Consider the following 15,547-nt stretch of genomic DNA (forward strand, 5'->3'; position numbering starts at 1 on the left):
ATGGTTACGGTTTAGCCGTTTCTATTTTTATTCCAATATCTTCAATTCCGGGAAGGTTATCATTTCTCATGGCCTGGGTAAGCCCGATTTCATATTTTCCCTTAGCCGGAAACGTGTAATTCAATTTATATTGAAAGAATGTTTCCTTCGTATCTCCAAAACCCGTTCCAAGCCATTCTCCATTAGGTTTGGAAAGTACATAGTTCAATGTATCCGTTTCTTTTTTCTTGTTTTGAAGATTGGTGAAATTGACAATAAACCTTATGTTGCTGTAAGGATAATCGTTGTTATTTCTTACGACAAATATAATATTTTTAGGATTCTGCGGATCTGAAATTTCAAGATTAAATTTTTGTTCACTTTTCTTATTCCATTTGTTATTAACGGAATTCATCATCACATTTTCTCCTGAAGAATTACAGCTAAAGAAAAGGATAAGACTCAATAATCCTAAAATTTTATGCATTTCTATCTTTTTTGGGCGGGAATTTCTTTTTGAATTTTTTCTTATTCGGGTTTTGCTGCGGATTTTTGTTTGCATCAGAAGGAGCCACCTCTATCTTTTCCATTTGAGCTTTGGGCTGTTGAGGCTTTTGCTGTCTTGGCTGGTTGTTGGAATTGCTACCCGTATTTTCAGGCCTTTCGGGTCTTACCGATTTTTCCGGTCTGTCTGGTCGCTCAGGTCTGTCGGATCTTTCAGGTCTGTTTTTTCTTTGGCCCTGATTATTATTGTTATTATTTGGCCTGTTGTTCTGATTCCTGTTTTTGTTAAACCCTTTATTTTTCTTTTCGAAACGGTCTACACTGTTTTCCTGGATAAGATCAATGCTTTGTAAAGGGATATCAGGCTGCTTCAGATCTTCAAGAGGCAAGATTTTTTCACCTCTTTTGTTCTGGGCGATTAATTTTTTAATCAAGTCGATATCGAAATCATACCACGCCATAGAATGATCTACATAAGCAAACCACATTTTCTTTTTGAAAACATCTATTTTAATGCAGAAAGCTCTTCCTTTCTCTGTATCCAGAGTGGTTGAAGAAGACGGAAAATTGCTCAGCGCATCAAGATAACTGTCAAGCTCATAGTTAAGGCAGCATTTCAGCTTACCACACTGTCCTGCCAGTTTTTGAGGATTGATACTAAGCTGCTGATATCTCGCTACATTGGTATTTACCGATCTGAAATCAGTTAACCATGTAGAACAGCAAAGCTCTCTTCCGCAAGATCCGATTCCACCCACTTTGGCTGCCTCCTGTCTGAAACCGATTTGTTTCATATCGATTTTAGTCCTGAAGGTAGAGGCGTAATCTTTGATTAACTGCCTGAAATCTATTCGGTTATCTGCCGTGTAATAGAAGGTGACCTTTGAGGCGTCTCCCTGATACTCAACATCGGTAACCTTCATTTCAAGGTTTAATCTTTGAGCAATCTTTCGGGCTTCTATCTTTACACTTTCTTCTTTTTTTCTGACTTCCTGCCAAACCTCAATATCTTTCTGGTTAGACTGTCTGTATATTTTAAGCGCCAATTCTTCAGAAAACCTTTTCTTTTTCATCTGAATTTTTACTAATTCTCCGGTGAGGCTTACTACACCGACATCATGTCCCGGGCTTGATTCTACTGTGACTACACTACCTATATGTAAAGGGAAATTATTTACATTTTTATAAAACGATTTTCTGTCATTTTTAAATCTGACTTCTACATAATCGCACCTGTTTGACGCAGGATTGTTGATGTTGGAAAGCCAGTCGAAAACACTTAATTTATAACTATTACCACAGGTATTTACATTTTCACAACCATTCGCGGATTTCTTGGGTCCGCAAGAATGCGCAGAATCGCCGGATGTTTTACATCCACAACTCATATAACTATTATTTAATCTTGCAAATTTATATATTTTTATCTTTATGTAATTCTAAAAAATTCAAATATTCATTAACATCATTGTTTAATATTAAACAAAAAAATCGAATATTGAGTAAAATATTATTAATGTCCTAATATATATATCATTAAGATGATGTTTTACTAAAGTACTATTTTAAACATAATTTTCTTTCGCCTAAACGTTTAAAATATTAAGAAATATTAACAGACGTATTCAAAATAATTTTATATTTGGGTTATATAATAATAGTCTATGAAAAAAATATTAGTATCAACTGCTTTATTGGCGGGTGTTTTATCTTACGCGGGAGGCTTCAGAGTATCTCTGCAAGGGGTGAAACAATTGGCAATGGCACATACTAGTGCGCATGCCGAAGATGCAAGTGTGGCATTCTTTAATCCTGCAGGTATGTCATTCATTCCTTCCAAGCTGAGCATAGTAGCCGGAGGATTTGGAGCAAGTAATAAAGTTACTTTTCAGAATTTAAATACTTTACAGAGTACGGAAACTGACAACCCTTTGGGAACTCCTATTTATGCTGCAGTTACCTATAAGGCACTAGAGAATTTGTCAGTTGGTTTTAGTTTTTCAACACCTTTTGGAAGTACTATTCAATGGCCGAACGACTGGGAAGGAAGGGAAATGGTTCAGAAGCTTGAACTGAAGAGTTTTTATTTCCAACCTATGGTTTCCGTGAAATTAGCCCCCTGGCTGGCTTTCGGAGCAAGCTATATTTATGCAAAAGGAAAAGTAGACTGGGATAAGGCTGTGACACAATTTGGTGGACAGGTTAATATTAATGATGACAAAGCAAGCGGTCACGGGTATGGTTTCGGATTTTATTTCAGACCGGAAGACAAACTTGATATAAGCATCGCTTACCGTTCACCGGTAGATATGAAAGCTAAAAAAGGAACGGCTACCTTCCAGTTCCCGTCACAATCTATTTATCCGTTATTAGGATTAGACGGATCGGGAAAAGACGGCTTTACGGCGACATTGCCTCTAGTAGAAGAATATACGATCGGTTTAACGTATAAAATTACTCCAAAATGGTTGGTCTCTGCAGACTTTAACTATCATGGATGGGAGAGATACGGCAAGCTGACTTTGGATTTTGCCAATGCTCCTGTCGGAAACCAGGCAGATCCTACCGTTCTTGTGGCTCCTAAAAACTTCAGAAATTCAAAAACTTTCAGATTGGGGACACAGTATGCGTTTAATGATATGATCTTTGGACGTCTTGGTGCTTACTATGACGAGTCTCCTTATACCGATGAAAATTTTATTCCTGAAACACCTTCATTCAATACTTATGTAGTAACAGGTGGGGTTGGGTTTAAATTAAAACAATTCGGAGTTGATATTGCCGGTGGATATGCTATGCCTCAGGCCAGAGACGTGAAAAATGCTAACCTCGGATTTGTAGGGCAGGCGAAAGCTACTGCATTCTATTTTGGTCTGGGTTTATCTTACAATCCTTTTTAATTGAAAGACTATGAAAAAAATTATAATTTCTACAATCGCTATTTCCGCACTTCTTTTTACAACAAGCTGCGAAGATGATTTTGATACGGATGTAAAAGATATCCAGGTAACACAGGGTGAAGCCAATTTTTCCAAATATGTTGCCTTAGGAAACTCACTGACTTCAGGATACAGAGACGGTGCCCTTTATGCTGACGGACAAAATGAATCCTATCCTTCAATGATTGCTCAACAGATGAAATTTGCCGGTGGCGGTGATTTCAAGCAACCTTTAATGCCAGATAACAACGGGGGATTACTTTTAAACACTTTAGCAGGTCCGGTGCAGATTGCAAACACAAAATTGTATATCAACGCTTTTGTGAATGGCTCACCTGATTTAAAATATGCAAATAATAACACTGCCACAACAGTAGTTAATACTATTTTAACGGGGCCTTTTAACAATATGGGAGTTCCGGGTGCAAAAGTGGCTCATTTACTGGCTCCGGGATACGGAAATATCCAGGGGATTCCTACAAAAACGGCCAACCCTTACTTTGTGAGGTTTGCTTCAAGCCCGACTGCATCGGTGATCGGTGATTTTAAAGCTCAGAATCCTACATTCTTTTCATTATGGATAGGGAATAACGATGCTTTATTATATGCTCTGGCAGGTGGAGACAGCTCTGTGGAAACATTAACTCCGGCAGCTCAGTTTACACAATATTATAATGCATTAATCAATGAGATTTCAACCACTAATGCTAAAGGGGTTATCGCAAATATCCCTAATGTAACCTCAATTCCTTCTTTAACCACAATTCCTTATAATCCGCTGACAGCTTCTGTATTAGGAGGCGGGAATGTAGATGCAGGAAATGCAACTATCGATAATCTGAATACCAATCTTTACGGACCGTTGAATCAGATTCTGACTGCTTTTAATGCAGGCGACAGAATAAAGCCACTTTCAAAAACAGCTTCGAATCCGTTGTTGATTAAAGATGAAAGCTTAACAGATCTTGGCCCTCAGATTACAGCTGCGGCAGCAGGTTCCGGAAACCCTACTTTAATCGCTTTGGCAGCTTATCTTGGTGCTACTTACGGACAGGCAAGACAGGCAAAAGCAGGAGATCTGGTTCCTTTAACGTCAAAAGCTGAAATAGGAACGCTTCAGACATTACCTCCGGGAGTGCCTGCAACACTGGGCGCAAGAGGAATCGCTTATCCGTTTGCAGATAAATATGTATTGACTGCTACGGAAGTGACAGAAGTGAATACTGCCATTGCAAGCTATAATACGACCATTAAAGCAGCAGCAGAAGCTAAAGGATATGCTTTTGTAGATGCCAATAAAAAAATGATTGAACTGAATGCCCAATCCGGAATATCTTTTGATGGTGTAAAATACACAGCTAAATTTGTAACCGGAGGAGCTTTCTCTTTAGACGGGGTACATTTAACCGGCAGAGGATATGCAATTGTTGCCAATGAATTTATCAAAGCAATCAATTCAACGTATAAATCTTCGCTACCACAGCTGAATCCGAACAATTATTCAGGAATAAAATTCCCTTAATAAAAGGAAAATAAAAACTTAAAGACCACAGGAGTAATTCTTGTGGTTTTTTTTTAAATTTGCAAAATCTTTAAAAAGTAAAAATGGCCGATCAGTTAAGTTATCTATTTTGTACAAGGACGAGTAAGGACTTGGCAGAGAAAATTGCCCAGCATTATGGGCAGCAATTAGGAAAAATCAACTTTCAGGAGTTTAGTGACGGGGAATTTGAGCCTGTTTTAGATGAATCTGTAAGAGGGGGAAGAGTTTTCCTAATCGGATCTACGTTCCCTCCTGCAGACAATCTTCTGGAGCTTCTTCTGATGATTGATGCTGCAAAAAGAGCTTCTGCAAAAAGTATTACCGTTGTACTTCCTTATTTCGGACTTGCAAGACAAGACAGAAAAGACAAGCCAAGAGCTCCAATCGGTGCAAAATTGGTAGCTAACCTTTTAACAGCTGCTGGAGCAACAAGAGTAATGACGATGGATCTTCACGCAGACCAGATTCAGGGATTCTTTGAAATTCCGGTAGATCACTTATATGCATCTACCATTTTCGTAGATTACATCAGAAATCTGAACCTGGATGATCTTACCATTGCTTCTCCGGATATGGGAGGTGCAAAAAGAGCGAAAAACTATGCCGGCCACCTCGGTGCAGAAGTAGTAATTGCTTATAAGGAAAGAAAGAAAGCGAATGTGGTGGAAGAAATGTTCCTTATCGGAGATGTGGAAGGTAAAAATGTTATCCTTATCGATGATATGATTGATACAGCAGGTACACTTTGCAAAGCTGCAGATATCTTAATGGAAAAAGGAGCAAAATCAGTAAGAGCGATGGCCACTCACGGAGTGCTTTCAGGAATGGCTTACGAGAATATTGAAAACTCAAAATTGTTGGAAGTTATTGTAACAGACTCAATTCCTGTGAAAAATAATTTGTCAACTAAAATAAAAGTGCTATCTTGCGCCCCATTATTTGCAGACGTTATGAAGATGGTTCATGAGCACCAGTCAATTAGCAGTAAGTTTGTTATTTAATTGATAATTAGCGATTTGCAAAAATAGTTTTAAACAAAATTTTAAATTTTTTATAAATGAAATCTATTACAATTCAAGGTACAAAAAGAGAAAGCGTGGGCAAAAAGTCTACAAAAGCTTTACGTGATGCTGAATTAGTTCCTTGTGTTGTTTATGGAGGTGGCGAGCCATTGAACTTCTCTGCAGAAGAGAAAGCGTTCAAAGGTTTGGTATATACTCCTGAAGCACACACGGTATCTATTGAAGTTGATGGTCAGACCATTCCAGCAGTTCTTCAGGATATTCAGTTCCACCCGATTACAGACAGAATTCTTCACGCAGACTTTTATCAATTATCAGCTGACAAGCCGGTAGTTATGGAAGTTCCGGTAAGAATCACTGGTCGTTCAAAAGGTGTTGTAGCTGGTGGTGTTTTACGTCAGTCTTTCAGAAAATTAAAAATCAAAGCGATTCCTGCAAACTTGCCGGATGAAATCGTTGTTGATGTTACTCCACTTAAAATTGGTAACAAAATTTATGTTGGTGGTATCAAAACTGAAGGATATTCTTTCATGCACCCTGACAATGCAGTTGTTGTAGCTGTTAAGATGTCTAGAAATGCAATGAAAGGTGGGGCAGCAGCCGAAGATGATGAAGATGAAGAAGTTGTAGCTGAAGCTGAAGGAAGTGCTCCGGCAGCAGAAGAAACTGCAGCAGAATAAGAATTGCTTATTGAAAACAATATTAAAACCTGTCAATTTATTGGCGGGTTTTTTTATTTTTTAGCAAAAAGAGCTAAAGCGAAAAGGTAAAAACAGAAGAAGCAAATGACTGAAAGAAATAATAAATAAATTCGCCATTTTACCCCTTTGCTATTTAACCCTTTTACGATCTCAGCTTTCTTAGCCAATCAATTCTATTCTCAGAAAAAAGCCGTAAATTTGACCTGTTCTAAATAAGGACGGTTTAATTAAAAATTTAATAAATGTTTGACATTCAAGAAATAAGAAGTCAGTTTACAATATTAAACAGGCAGGTGAACGGTAAACCGCTGGTTTACTTAGATAATGCAGCTACATCCCAGAAACCGGATTCGGTATTGGAAGTCTGGAATCAATATTATACAGAGCTTAACGCTAATGTACACAGAGGAATTCATACACTTAGTCAGTTGGCAACAGAAGAAATGGAACTTTCAAGAAGAAAGATCCAGAAATTCATTAATGCAAAACATGATTTTGAAGTCATTTTTACAAAAGGAACTACAGAAGGACTGAACCTCATCGCCTATATTTTAACTCAAAAACTTAAAAAAGACGATGAGATTATCATTTCTTATCTGGAGCATCATTCTAATATCGTTCCATGGCAATTGCTTTGTGAAAGAACAGGTGCAAAACTTCGCGTCATCCCGATTGATGAAAACGGAATTCTTCAATTAGATTTTCTCGATCAGTATTTAAACGAAAAAACGAAAGTCGTTTCGGTAAATCAGGTTTCCAATGCCTTGGGAATTGTAAATCCTGTTGAAGAGATTATTGCCAGAACAAGAAAAAATTCGGATGCCTATATTGTCATCGACGGAGCCCAGTCTGCACCGCATTTTACCATTGATGTACAGAAACTGGACTGTGATTTCTTTGTGTTTTCAGGGCATAAAATGTATGCTCCGATGGGAACCGGGATCTTATATGGAAAACAGGAAATTTTAGAATCCTTGCCACCTTTTCATGGCGGTGGGGAAATGATTGCAACCTGTTCGTTTGAAGGAACTACTTATGCTGCCTTACCTTTTAAATATGAAGCGGGAACCCCAAATGTAGGCGGAAATATCGCTTTGGGAGCTGCTGTGGATTTTATTAACAAAGTAGGTCGTGAAAACATCCAAAGCCATGAAAATGCATTACTGGAATATGCACAGAGACAGCTTTTGGAAATAGAAAATATAAAGATCTATGGAGAAAAAGCTAAAAGAACAGGCGTTGTTTCATTTAATCTGGAAGGAACCGGGATTTCTTCAGATGTCGGAATGATCCTTGATAAAATGGGAATCGCTGTGAGAACAGGACACCACTGTACACAGCCGATCATGGACTTCTTTAATATTGCAGGGACCGTAAGAGCCAGTTTTGCAGTCTATAATACTTTCCAGGAAATTGATTTGCTGGTCGAAGGTGTCAAAAAAGCACAGAAAATGCTATCATAAATAAAAGCTCCTCACGGGAGCTTTTTTTATTACTGGAACTGGCACATTCCCTGGGGAACACAATAGCATTTTCCCTCAATAAAGCATTGAACATATTCATCTGCACAACCATTGCAGATCGGGCCACCATCCATAATTTTTTCCATCCTTTCCTTACATAACTTTTTCATATGATGTGATTTAAAAGATTACAGAACCTAAAGATAAAAATATAATGAATGCAAAAGCTGAATGATCAGTTGTGTTTTATTTTCGTCAACATAATATGAATATGTTTTTGTAAGGTGTTGAATTTCAAGTGTAATATTGTATTTTTAGTAAATAATTCATTAAATTTATACAAACATTAAATATTATATTATGAAAAAGCTATTTCTATTCTTTTTATCCGTGTGCGGAATATGCAATGCACAGGTTTTTTCAGAAAACCTTAACGGTGGTAATACACTGCCAACGGGCTGGACGGTAGATAATCCGGATACAGCTTATAACTGGGGAGTGGGGACTCAGAACGGGTTTGCTTCTTTTCCCAGTGGAGCCGCCTTTTTTGATGATGATGATGCCGGGCCGACAAGTATAAATACCAATGCCAGATTGATTTCACCGGTCATCAATCTTACCGGGGTCTCAGCTCCCAAGCTTTCATTTAAATATGCCAATAAAACGTACGATCTTGATTCTATCCTGAAAGTTGAAGCATTCAATGGTACATCATGGGTACAGATATTTACGTCTTCCGGTGATAAAGGGGTTTGGGATATTGACTTTAACACATTCTCATATGTGGTGACCACTTATGAAACAGCTGCGGATATTGATCTGACACCGTACGCCAATGCCAGCTTTCAGTTAAGATTTATCTATGATGATGCCGGTGATTATTCTTACGGAGTTGTTGTAGATGACTTACTGATCACAAATGGTGTCGTTTTAGCAACCTCGGAGGTTTCTGTTACTGATCAGGTGAATGTATACCCAAACCCTGTAAAGGATAATGTTTTCATCACATCCGGTAATCAAAATAAGATAGGGAAAGTCAGCATTATTGATATGTCCGGAAAAATGATAAAAACCTTTGAAAAGAAACAGGATTCATATGACTTATCTGATCTTCAGAAAGGAATCTACATAATGACCATCAGTGGAGATAAAGAAATCATTAAGAAAAAAATATTAAAAGAATAAACACTGAGCCTCCGAAACATATCGGAGGCTTTATTCAAAAGGCAAACTAAGATTTTAGTTATTGCATAAATTATAGATTTTGACAATGCTTCAAATAGGTTTTTAAGGAGTATTTATTTCTCCGCATTGAAGTAATTTTGCCTGTCTAAATTTAATTTATGGAATTATTGGAAAAACTAAACTGGAGATTTGCTACCAAAGCAATGAACGGTCAGAAAATACCACAAGAGAAAGTGGATAAAATATTGGAAGCGGCAAGATTAGCACCTACTTCCAGCGGGCTTCAGCCTTTCGAGATCATTGTAATCACCAATCAGGAAATTAAGGAGAAAATAAAGCCGGTAGCCTGGGGCCAACCGCAGATCACCGATTGTTCACATCTTTTAGTATTTGCAGCCTGGGACAACTATACTGAAGAAAGAATCAACAATATGTTTGATCTTACCAATGAGATCAGAGGATTTAAAAATGAAGGCTGGGAAAATTACCGACAGTATTTGCTGAGTACTTATCCGCCGAGAACAGCAGAAGAGAACTTTACCCATGCGGCAAAACAGGCTTATATTGCTTTCAGTGCTGCTATTATTGCAGCGGCATTTGAAGGGGTAGATTCAACGCCGATGGAGGGGTTTTCACCGGAAGAAGTCGACAATATCCTGAATTTAAAAGAAAAAGGCTTAAAGAGTGTTTTACTTTTGCCATTAGGATACAGAGATGCTGATAATGACTGGCTGGTGAACCTTACCAAAATCAGAAAATCAAAAGAAGATTTCATTACCGAAGTCAACTAATTTTTTCTCATAGAAAAAGCCCTTTTTTATCGAAAGGGCTTTTATATTTTATAACATTAAAGATTAAGGCTTCCAGTCTACCACAGCTCTGATAAACGCTTCTGCGTTTTCCAACGGGATATTGGGTAAAATTCCATGGCCAAGGTTAGCAATGTACCTGTCTTTTCCGAAACGGTTGATCATTTCATTCACCATCTTTTTAATGGTTTCAGGAGTTGAGTGCAGTCTTGCCGGATCAAAATTTCCCTGAAGGGTCATTGTGTGATTCGTCAGGGTTCTTGCAAATTCAGGCTTGATCGTCCAGTCAACTCCCAATGCTGATGCCTTAGACATCGTCATTTCTTCCAATGCAAACCAGCATCCTTTTCCGAATACCACCACATGGGTAAGCGGGCTTAATGCCTCAACAATCTGGTTGATATATTTCCATGAGAATTCCTGATAATCATCCGGGGAAAGCATTCCGCCCCATGAATCGAAGACCTGCACTGCAGAAACGCCTTTTTCTACTTTTCTTTTCAGATAAGCAATCGTTGTATCCGTAATCTTCTGAAGCAGTAAATGAGCCGCTTCCGGCTGTTGGAAACAGAACGACTTGGCGATATCAAAAGCTTTACTTCCTTTTCCTTCCACACAATAGCAAAGAATCGTCCAGGGTGAGCCTGCAAAACCAATCAATGGAATCTCATTATCTAATTTCAGCAGGGTTAGTTCAATAGCGTCGAAAACATATCCTAAAGTATCATCAACATCGGGAACTTCAATATTCTGAACCTGTTCCATTGTTCTGATCGGTGTATCCAGCCATGGCCCAACTGATTCCTTCATTTTAAAATCAATTCCCATAGCCTGAGGGACTACAAGAATATCAGAAAATAAGATTGCAGCATCCAACGGAAATCTTCTGATCGGCTGTACTGTTATTTCAGCAGCCAATTCAGGAGTCTGGCATCTTGTAAAGAAATCATATTGATCACGAAGAGCAATGAATTCCGGAAGATATCTGCCGGCTTGTCTCATCATCCATACCGGTGGTCTTTCCACTGTTTCTCCGCGAAGAGCTTTTAGATAAAGGTCGTTTTTAATCATAATTTATTTTAAACTAATATTGCCATACATTATTTCCGGCAATAAGTGCTTTATTGGCTGATCATTTTCTTTTGTATCAACTCGAGGACAGACTTCATATTATTTCCTTCAGAGGTAAAAACAGGATGTGAAGTGTATTTTTTCAACTCATTGGAGGTGGTTTCTCCGATAGAAAATATCATCTTATCTTCCAGTGAATTCTGTTTTGCAAAACTACGAACTCCACTCGGACTGAAAAAAACTACAGCATGATATTTTTCAGTTATTAAAGGATTGATTTCCTCCGTATGGTAAACTGTTATTTTCTTGTATCTGATATTCTGTAAAGGCAGGTCACTATCCAGCACATCAATGGCCAGGTTTCCGCAAAAATGTAAGAATTTCTCCTGCGAACAGTTTCCTATGATGAACCTTGAAAGGGTTTCTGCATTTTTCAGAACCTTAAAAGTTCCGAAACCGTGCTTTCTTAATTCTTTTTTTGTTTTCTCTCCGACACAATAGATTTTATTGTAATTCCTTGCAGTAAAATCTTCGTTGGGTCTGAAATGATTTTTAAAAAAGGAAGTTACTCCGTTTACGCTGGTGAAAATTAAAGAATAGTCCTTTAAATCAAAAGGACTTACTTTAATGGAAGTGGTCTTGATTACCTCAATACAATCGGCCACAATATGCTCTCCTAATTCTTTGGATAAAACAGAAGGGTCTATATTTTTGGTAAATAAGATTTTCATGTCATTCAACAGGTGAAGTAAAAGGATGAATTTTTACAGCTGATTTTTAATTTCCGCCATTAATTCTTTTCCGCCATTTTCAAGAACAATTTTTGCAAACTTTTCTCCAAAATTTTCGGAATCATTATAGATGAAGTTTTCATCTGTAGCGATACAGTTTTTACCATCCAGTGAGCAAAGTGCTGCTTTAAAACGGATTTGATCGTCAAAAATTTCAGCGAAAGCCCCGATAGGTGCTGTACAGCCGCCTTCAAGAGTTCTTAAAAAGTTTCTCTCGATATCTACACAGATCTGTGTATTCTTATGATTAATCTGGCTTACGATTTCGTTGATTTCCTTTTTATCAGAATGTCCGGCTACAGTGATTACACCCTGTGACGGAGCGGGGATCATTAAAGGTAACATTTCGTAGCCGATATCCATTTTCATTCGTTTGATACCCGCCAGAGACAGGATTGTAGCGTCAAAGTCCTGTTCTTCCAGTTTTTGAAGACGCGTCTGGATATTTCCGCGAATATCGGAAAATGAGGCTGCAGGATAATTTCTCAACCAGAAAGCTCTTCTTCTAAGACTGCTTGTCGCAAGTTTCAGTTCGTGAAATTCTTTATCTTTAGCCGATTCTTTTCTGATCAGGACATCCTGAGGAAAATCTCTTTCAAGATAAGCAATGAGTTCAATGTTGTCCGGTAACTGGGTAGGCACATCTTTTAAAGAATGTACGGCAATATCAATTTCATCATTCAATAATGCCGTATCCAGGTCTCTTGTAAAAACACCGGTGATCCCTAAGGAATAAAGAGGCTGAGTAAGATTTTTATCACCGGATGAAACGATCGGTGTAATCTCAGTCATATAATTATTGTTCTGCAGGTGCCTTGCTACTTCTCTTGCCTGCCAAAGAGCAAGTGCGGAATTCCTTGTTCCTATTCTAATGCTTTTCATTGAATTCGTTGTTTGGTTGTTCAACTAATATTTCGTGCATTAATTTACTAATTTCTTCGGCTTTCAAAGGATTATCGATGATGTATTTTGCAAAACGATTGGTGATTTTCTGAATCATCTTGTCAGAAAGCTCCATATCATTGACATTGATGTATTTGTTTTTTCTGTAAAACTGGTGCATTTCATTACGTTCCATGTTCTTTAAAACCGCTTTGAAATGGTGGATGTTGGGAGCCAGCCTTCTTTTCTTTTCCCATTCAAGAAAATCTTTCGTCATTTCCTTGATGATTTTTTCAGCTTTCGGAATTTCCTTTTCCCTTTGCTGAATGGTCTCCTGAATCTGTTTTGAAAGCTCATCAACATCAACAAGCGTTACATTTTGATTGTTGGTGACATCTTTTTCAACATTGTGCGGAATAGAAAGATCAATGATTAAAGTTTCTTTTCCGTTCGGGAAATGAGAAGTGTTTACAATAGGATGCTTAGCTCCCGTTGCAACGATAAGGATGTCGGTATTTTTTAATTCCTTGTCAAAATCAGAATAATCGACATGAGGAATATTATATTTCTGGGAAATCTTTTCAGCTTTCTCCTGAGTTCTGTTGGTGATTTTTATCTTTGGCTGATAAACATGCTTTACCAGGTTTTCTACCGTATTTTGCCCGATTTCTCCAACTCCTAAAAGCAGGATGTTCTTTTCGGTAATTTTTTTCTGGCTGTTAAGTATGTAATGAACGGCAGCGTAAGAAACCGATGCGGCCCCATTGGAAATCCCGGTCTCATTTTTAATTCTTTTTGAAATCTGAATGGCGGAATTGATCGATCTTTCCAGATAAGGATTGGAATTTTGTCTTTCCTTTTTGAAACGGGCATATGCTTTTTTGATCTGTCCGATGATCTCAAAATCCCCGATAATCTGGCTTTCCAGTCCGGCTGCTACCCTGAATAAATGGGTTAACGCTTCTTCTTTGGTCAGAATATTGGCATACTGAAGGAAATCAGTAAGGTTTACCCCGATTGTTTTACAGTATTCTTCAGCTATCAGAAGATAATTGGGAGAGGTAGTGTAAATTTCGGTTCTGTTACATGTGGAAACCACAAAAGCATCCCCTAGATCTTCATCATGAATCCGGGTAACAAAATTTTTTATATTTTCATCAAAAAACGCAAACTTCCCCCGGGTTTCTCCATCAGCCTTTTCATAGCTTATAGAAAGTACGGCGAAATTCGATGTTTGATGTATATTGGAATACTGTAACATAAGCAGGAGCAAATTTACGTTTTTTTTAATTAAACATTTTCTGATAATGTATATGATTGTTATCGTAAAAAACTATTTTGAATTCAGGGTTAAGAGTTAAAACGTTCATGGCTGTAGCAGAATTTAATCGGAGATGCTGATCATTGAAAAACAAGCGTTTATCATGAATATATTTTACATTCCGCATTTTGTAAAAAACTCAAAGCCTGCTTTAAAAGGCTTCTTTAAATAATAAAAGTAAAAGTTAATAAAAAAAATAAAATTTTAATAAAATTTTAACCAAATTATATGCTCGTCAAATTTCATTCGTAGTCTTAAATTTATATCTTTGTAATCTTAAAATCAGAAGAAAAATATGAGTTTATTCGATATGTTTACGCAAGAAATTGCGATAGACCTTGGAACTGCTAACACGCTTATCATCCATAATAACAAAATTGTTATAGATCAGCCGTCAATTGTTGCCATTGAACGTTCTACGGGAAGGCCGATCGCGGTAGGAGAGCAGGCAAAACACATGCAGGGGAAAACTCATGAGGATATCAAAACAATTCGTCCGTTGAAAGATGGGGTAATTGCAGATTTTCATGCTTCTGAGCATATGATCAAAGAATTTATCAAAAAAATCCCCGGAATTAAAGGGAAATTTATTCAGCCGGCTTTAAGAATCGTAATCTGTATTCCTTCAGGAATTACGGAGGTTGAAAAAAGAGCGGTAAGAGATTCTGCACAGAAAGTGAATGCGAAAGAAGTAAGATTGATCTATGAGCCGATGGCTGCCGCAATAGGAGTTGGAATTGATGTACAGAAGCCTGAAGGAAATATGATTATTGACATAGGTGGCGGTACTACTGAAATTGCTGTAGTGGCATTGGGTGGTATTGTTTGTGATAAATCTGTGAAAATTGCAGGAGATGTATTTACCAACGATATTGCTTATTACCTGAGAACACATCACAACCTTTATATCGGTGAAAGAACAGCTGAAAGAGTGAAAATTGAAGTAGGATCTGCCGTTGAAGACTTGGATGTTGATATTGAAGATATTCCGGTACAAGGGAGAGACCTTATCACAGGTAAGCCGAAAGAAATCATGGTAGGCTATAAAGAAATTGCCCGCGCATTAGACAAATCGATCATCAGAATTGAGGATGCCGTAATGGAAACTCTTTCTTTAACACCTCCGGAATTGGCTGCCGATATCTATAAAACAGGTATTTATCTTGCCGGTGGTGGTGCTTTATTGAGAGGTCTTGCAGACAGAATTCACAAAAAGACGGGCCTTCCTGTTTTTGTGGCGGAAGATCCGTTAAGAGCTGTTGTTCGTGGGACCGGTATTGCGCTTAAGAATATGGATAAATTCAATTTCTTAATAAAATAATTTTAACTTTTTACGA

15 protein-coding genes are annotated in these 15,547 nt (G+C 37.7%); 8 read left to right on the forward strand and 7 right to left on the reverse strand.

Annotated elements, in window-relative coordinates; all coding sequences use genetic code 11:
• Positions 1-4: 4 nt before the first annotated feature.
• Together AB8P06_RS02090 and AB8P06_RS02095 are read right to left on the reverse strand one after the other, a co-directional pair.
• A complete protein-coding gene (locus AB8P06_RS02090; protein WP_369837213.1) occupies positions 5-466 on the reverse strand; it encodes a gliding motility lipoprotein GldH in 462 nt (153 codons plus the stop codon).
• Positions 459-1,871 carry a PSP1 domain-containing protein gene (locus AB8P06_RS02095; protein WP_369837215.1) on the reverse strand — a complete coding sequence of 471 codons (1,413 nt, stop codon included), beginning with the start codon at positions 1,869-1,871 and terminating at the stop codon, positions 459-461. The genes AB8P06_RS02090 and AB8P06_RS02095 overlap by 8 nt, the downstream gene beginning before the upstream one ends.
• A 276-nt stretch (positions 1,872-2,147) precedes the next feature.
• Here AB8P06_RS02095 and AB8P06_RS02100 point away from each other — a divergent pair, with 276 nt between their 5' ends.
• The 5 genes from AB8P06_RS02100 to AB8P06_RS02120 all read left to right on the forward strand — a co-directional run bounded on the left by AB8P06_RS02100 (position 2,148) and on the right by AB8P06_RS02120 (position 8,151).
• A complete protein-coding gene (locus AB8P06_RS02100) occupies positions 2,148-3,383 on the forward strand; it encodes an OmpP1/FadL family transporter (protein WP_369837217.1) in 1,236 nt (411 codons plus the stop codon).
• A 10-nt stretch (positions 3,384-3,393) separates the two neighbouring features.
• Positions 3,394-4,944 (forward strand): SGNH/GDSL hydrolase family protein, encoded by a 1,551-nt coding sequence (locus AB8P06_RS02105; RefSeq protein ID WP_369837219.1) that lies wholly within the window; start codon positions 3,394-3,396, stop codon positions 4,942-4,944.
• A gap of 83 nt (positions 4,945-5,027) precedes the next feature.
• Positions 5,028-5,966: a ribose-phosphate pyrophosphokinase gene (locus tag AB8P06_RS02110; RefSeq protein WP_369837222.1), complete on the forward strand. Its 939-nt coding sequence runs from the start codon at positions 5,028-5,030 to the stop codon at positions 5,964-5,966.
• 56 nt (positions 5,967-6,022) lie between these two features.
• A complete protein-coding gene (locus tag AB8P06_RS02115; RefSeq protein WP_369837224.1) occupies positions 6,023-6,667 on the forward strand; it encodes a 50S ribosomal protein L25/general stress protein Ctc in 645 nt (214 codons plus the stop codon).
• Positions 6,668-6,930: 263 nt separating this feature from the next.
• Positions 6,931-8,151 (forward strand): aminotransferase class V-fold PLP-dependent enzyme, encoded by a 1,221-nt coding sequence (locus tag AB8P06_RS02120; RefSeq protein ID WP_369837227.1) that lies wholly within the window; start codon positions 6,931-6,933, stop codon positions 8,149-8,151.
• Between the two features lie 29 nt (positions 8,152-8,180).
• Here AB8P06_RS02120 and AB8P06_RS02125 read toward each other — a convergent pair whose 3' ends face one another.
• Complete coding sequence (locus tag AB8P06_RS02125; protein ID WP_369837229.1) at positions 8,181-8,321, reverse strand: GNAT family acetyltransferase; 141 nt, start codon at positions 8,319-8,321, stop codon at positions 8,181-8,183.
• 190 nt (positions 8,322-8,511) lie between these two features.
• Here AB8P06_RS02125 and AB8P06_RS02130 point away from each other — a divergent pair, with 190 nt between their 5' ends.
• Complete coding sequence (locus tag AB8P06_RS02130; protein WP_369837232.1) at positions 8,512-9,336, forward strand: T9SS type A sorting domain-containing protein; 825 nt, start codon at positions 8,512-8,514, stop codon at positions 9,334-9,336.
• A 158-nt stretch (positions 9,337-9,494) separates the two neighbouring features.
• Positions 9,495-10,127: an NAD(P)H-dependent oxidoreductase gene (locus tag AB8P06_RS02135; RefSeq protein WP_369837235.1), complete on the forward strand. Its 633-nt coding sequence runs from the start codon at positions 9,495-9,497 to the stop codon at positions 10,125-10,127.
• A gap of 63 nt (positions 10,128-10,190) precedes the next feature.
• Here AB8P06_RS02135 and hemE read toward each other — a convergent pair whose 3' ends face one another.
• The 4 genes from hemE to hemA are packed head-to-tail and all read right to left on the reverse strand — an operon-like array spanning position 10,191 to position 14,150.
• The gene (gene hemE, locus AB8P06_RS02140) at positions 10,191-11,216 is read right to left on the reverse strand and encodes a uroporphyrinogen decarboxylase (RefSeq protein ID WP_369837237.1); all 1,026 of its coding nucleotides are present in this window, start codon (positions 11,214-11,216) and stop codon (positions 10,191-10,193) included.
• Positions 11,217-11,266: 50 nt separating this feature from the next.
• Complete coding sequence (locus AB8P06_RS02145) at positions 11,267-11,947, reverse strand: uroporphyrinogen-III synthase (RefSeq protein WP_369837240.1); 681 nt, start codon at positions 11,945-11,947, stop codon at positions 11,267-11,269.
• Positions 11,948-11,980: 33 nt separating this feature from the next.
• The gene (gene hemC, locus AB8P06_RS02150; protein ID WP_369837243.1) at positions 11,981-12,889 is read right to left on the reverse strand and encodes a hydroxymethylbilane synthase; all 909 of its coding nucleotides are present in this window, start codon (positions 12,887-12,889) and stop codon (positions 11,981-11,983) included.
• Complete coding sequence (hemA, locus tag AB8P06_RS02155) at positions 12,876-14,150, reverse strand: glutamyl-tRNA reductase (protein ID WP_369837246.1); 1,275 nt, start codon at positions 14,148-14,150, stop codon at positions 12,876-12,878. The genes hemC and hemA overlap by 14 nt, the downstream gene beginning before the upstream one ends.
• A 355-nt stretch (positions 14,151-14,505) precedes the next feature.
• Here hemA and AB8P06_RS02160 point away from each other — a divergent pair, with 355 nt between their 5' ends.
• On the forward strand, positions 14,506-15,531 hold the full coding sequence (locus tag AB8P06_RS02160; protein WP_007840147.1) for a rod shape-determining protein: 1,026 nt from the start codon (positions 14,506-14,508) through the stop codon (positions 15,529-15,531).
• Positions 15,532-15,547 lie beyond the last annotated feature (16 nt).

This window comes from Chryseobacterium tongliaonense (assembly GCF_041224435.1).
GTDB lineage: Bacteria > Bacteroidota > Bacteroidia > Flavobacteriales > Weeksellaceae > Chryseobacterium > Chryseobacterium tongliaoense.